The sequence below is a fragment of the uncultured Christiangramia sp. genome, from assembly GCF_913046405.1.
Taxonomy (GTDB): Bacteria; Bacteroidota; Bacteroidia; order Flavobacteriales; family Flavobacteriaceae; genus Christiangramia; species Christiangramia marina.
In genome coordinates this window covers 1-3,351 of record NZ_CAJWRQ010000161.1, presented here as the reverse complement: position 1 = coordinate 3,351, position 3,351 = coordinate 1, and the positions used below count along the sequence as shown (strand labels likewise).

The 3,351-nt window shown below is 38.3% G+C and carries 3 protein-coding genes; 2 read left to right on the top strand and 1 reads right to left on the bottom strand.

Going from position 1 to position 3,351, the window contains the following annotated elements; translation table 11 throughout:
• Positions 1-114: 114 nt before the first annotated feature.
• Complete coding sequence (locus tag QZ620_RS13740; protein ID WP_295182738.1) at positions 115-708, top strand: sigma-70 family RNA polymerase sigma factor; 594 nt, start codon at positions 115-117, stop codon at positions 706-708.
• A gap of 3 nt (positions 709-711) precedes the next feature.
• On the top strand, positions 712-3,090 hold the full coding sequence (locus tag QZ620_RS13735; RefSeq protein ID WP_295182736.1) for a hypothetical protein: 2,379 nt from the start codon (positions 712-714) through the stop codon (positions 3,088-3,090).
• Positions 3,091-3,141: 51 nt separating this feature from the next.
• Here the strand turns inward: QZ620_RS13735 and QZ620_RS13730 are convergent.
• The coding region (locus QZ620_RS13730; RefSeq protein WP_295182735.1) for a hypothetical protein at positions 3,142-3,351 on the bottom strand (210 nt) is incomplete at its 5' end.

Genomic DNA, 3,351 nt, shown 5'->3' with positions numbered 1-3,351 from the left:
ACTAATGAATTTAAAATGAATTTAATGGAATCTTTACTTCTAATAGTGAATACTTAAGTTTAATTAATTTAGCTGCTGTTAGAAACATTGATGTATTAGATCAATTAGATCGTAATGAACATCTTGGAAAAATTGAAAAACGACAAAAAACAATATTTTGTGATGACGAATCAGAACTTATCAAATTTATCTACAATGTCCTTGGGTAATTCAATTTCCCCGTACGTATACACTGATGAACAACTCATTGCACTTTTTCAAAAGGGTGATGAAAAGGCTTATGTTGAATTGGTGAATCGTTATCGTGACAGGCTGATGAATTTTGTATTCCAGTATTTGGGTGATATGGAATTAGCTGAAGATATCGTTCAAGATACTATGCTAAAATTGTATCAAAAAAAGCATTATTATAAGCAAATCGCTAAGTTTTCGACTTGGATCTACACTATTGCAAAGAACTTAGCATTTACTGAATTGCGTCGAAAAAAAAGCCGTAAAATCACAGTACTAAGCCAAATGAACAGCAATGAAAAAGATTATGAAATACCTTCGGATTCGGATGAAAATAACACTTATTTAGTTAATCTGATTGTTAGCGATGGGAGTTTGTCAACAACACTTTCTCTTACAATAACAGTAACTGATGTAAATGAGCCAACAGCTCTAAGTGCACCAGAAAATATTCAAACAGTAGAAACACAGGAGTAAACCATGAAAAAATTATTAATACTCTCAATCTTCTTATCACCTTTTGTGTTCAGTGCTGTACCTAGTGACAGTAAGTACAATACTGATGTAACTAATATCTTCCTTGAAGATACATTAAATGACTCAACTGACACCCCCAATATGATCCTTTGTTTTATGGGAAATGTGGGTGTGGATTTAATGCTCAATAAAGGGAACTTTAAATCCCTGGTTGATATGAATCTTTGCGATAAATCAGGTCAAATTGCAAATGGACCTCAAAGTGGAGGTCAAGCTGCTGCCGCCGCCCAAGCTGCCGAAAAATCTGCCACAGATTACATCGAAGTAGTCGGTAATGGCACAAGGACGGACAATAATTCTCCCATGATAGGTAAGGTATGGGTCCCTAATGAAGAAGATATGGATGGAGATGGCACCCCTGAAAACATGACTATTTATACCTACACTGAGGTAACAGCTTCTCCCAGCACAGCTAATCCTTATGGGGTTTTCAGAATGGACTACACCGCTCATTTGGCTGGTAATACCAACGTTATGCAAGGCTATATATCTTCAAGCGCTGCTGGGGCATTAACTTGGGTGGACGAAATGAATATGGGGGGCCAAACACTTAACGTCAAACTATATCTTGAAAAAACCGGCGATAACTCAGGTAAAGGTGTAGTGCAATGGCCTCAATTCTTTTATAACCAAGAAACACAAGAAGAAGGCATGAACCTTTATGTCTATTCGTTTGGCTTTACTGAAGCTGCTTATTGCAGGAAACAACTTTCTAAAAATGGAGGGGCTGTCGATGATTCCAATACATATTGTTATGACACCCGTGAGTCTCAAGGCATAAAGGAACTTTTTCAATACGGTCTCTATGATTCAACAACAGGAGCTCGTTATGAATTAACGCAAGGTGGCTTCCCAGTTACAACCACCGTAAGCGGATCAAAATATTTTGGTTTTGCTGATTACTGGGGCCTTCATTTCCCCGCTGCAGTTGTAGCAACTTTTGCTGATGGCACTGTAGTAACCAGAGACATGGGTCCAGGAGTGGCAGGGCAAGATTATTCCCTTCAAATAGGTGGAAATAAGTTACAAAAAACAACGATTAACCATATTTCGCTTAACTCTATAGACGGCTTAAGTTTATCAGGATGGTTAAACCAAAATAACACACTAGGCATTACCAGTTCTACAGATTATATTTATAAGTACGACAAAACAAACGATAGATTTGAAATTACTCATGCTAGAACTTACCCAGATAATTCACCTCCTGTAGATTCAAAACTTGGAACTTCAATTACATTTACAAGAGCTAATTGGATATCTGAATATCCAAATGATGGAATTAGTGGCTATGTAAAAGGATACGGAGGCTTATATATTTCTCCTGAAGCCTTAGCTGATCCTACATCAACGACTGCTTTTAACGCAGTATTCTTAAATACCAATGAAGAGGTAAAACCCGCAGATTATCCAGAAACCTTGTACTGTGTTTCTAATTGCTTTACCGGAAGCTCTGTTACTGCCTTCGTAAATTCTTTACCGGTACCTGGATCTAGTGGTCAGCCGCTAAGTTACGGTCCTTACACTGAGAATACATACCGTACAGGGGAAATAGCCGCAGCTGATCTTGTAACCTATACAAAAAATGGCTTGAATTATAAAGTTGGTGATACCAATGCCGTTTGGCCTACTCTTACTGATGCTCAAACAACCGCGATTGCAGGAACAGATCATCGATGGGGTTCTTATTCTGGACCATTAGTCACTGATTTGAGTCAGTTCAGCTGTCCTGAAGGTCATGATAAAGATTATTGTGAGTGGAAATTTTGGGATAGCGGAGGCTCTACTTTTTACTCTCTTAAATCGGGCTACCAAAGATGGGACAAAAAATGGCTTTTAAGTGATTCTGGTGGAAACAATATTGAGTTTACTGAACCCACTCAAGTCTTTTATCTGGTGCCTGATGTGGCTGCGAATGGAGATTTTGCAGGAGTCGAGGTAGGTCTAGATTACAATGCTTTCGGAAGTTTATTTGGTTTTCCAGGTTCTTGTTATAACACCAACAGCGGTGCTTTCACTACCGACTGTCAAAATGGTGGCCAATATTTTCCTTGGATATCTAGATTCTATATCCCTAATAGTGAGACTGCAGGAGTTGTTTACTCAGGCAGGAATCAAACTGGCACCAAGTATTTAGTCAAACAACTTCAAGGAGTTGTGTTTCTTAAACCTATTGACAACCCAGGGATAACACTGGGAGATGCCTCCTTATTGCCTGCTGCTACATTCGTAGATGTAGGTCCTAATGGTGGATCTAATTATATAGGCGCAAAACCAGTAGTAACTGATGCCGTATCTGTTATTCATGGCGTAAAGCAATAAATTACACTTACTGTTTAAAAAAACCCTGCTAATGCAGGGTTTTTTATTTAATTATGGTTTCCTGAACAGGAGAGTCATCCTATCGCTTTCACCTATAGATTCATATTTATCTCTATCTACATCATCTAACCTTAAACGAGGAGGTAGTGTCCAAACACCTTTGGGGTGATCTTTTGTATCTTTAGGGTTAGCGTTAATTTCTGATTTTTCTACTAACTCAAATCCTTGCTTAAGAGCTACTTCTATTGCGTGTTCTTCTGT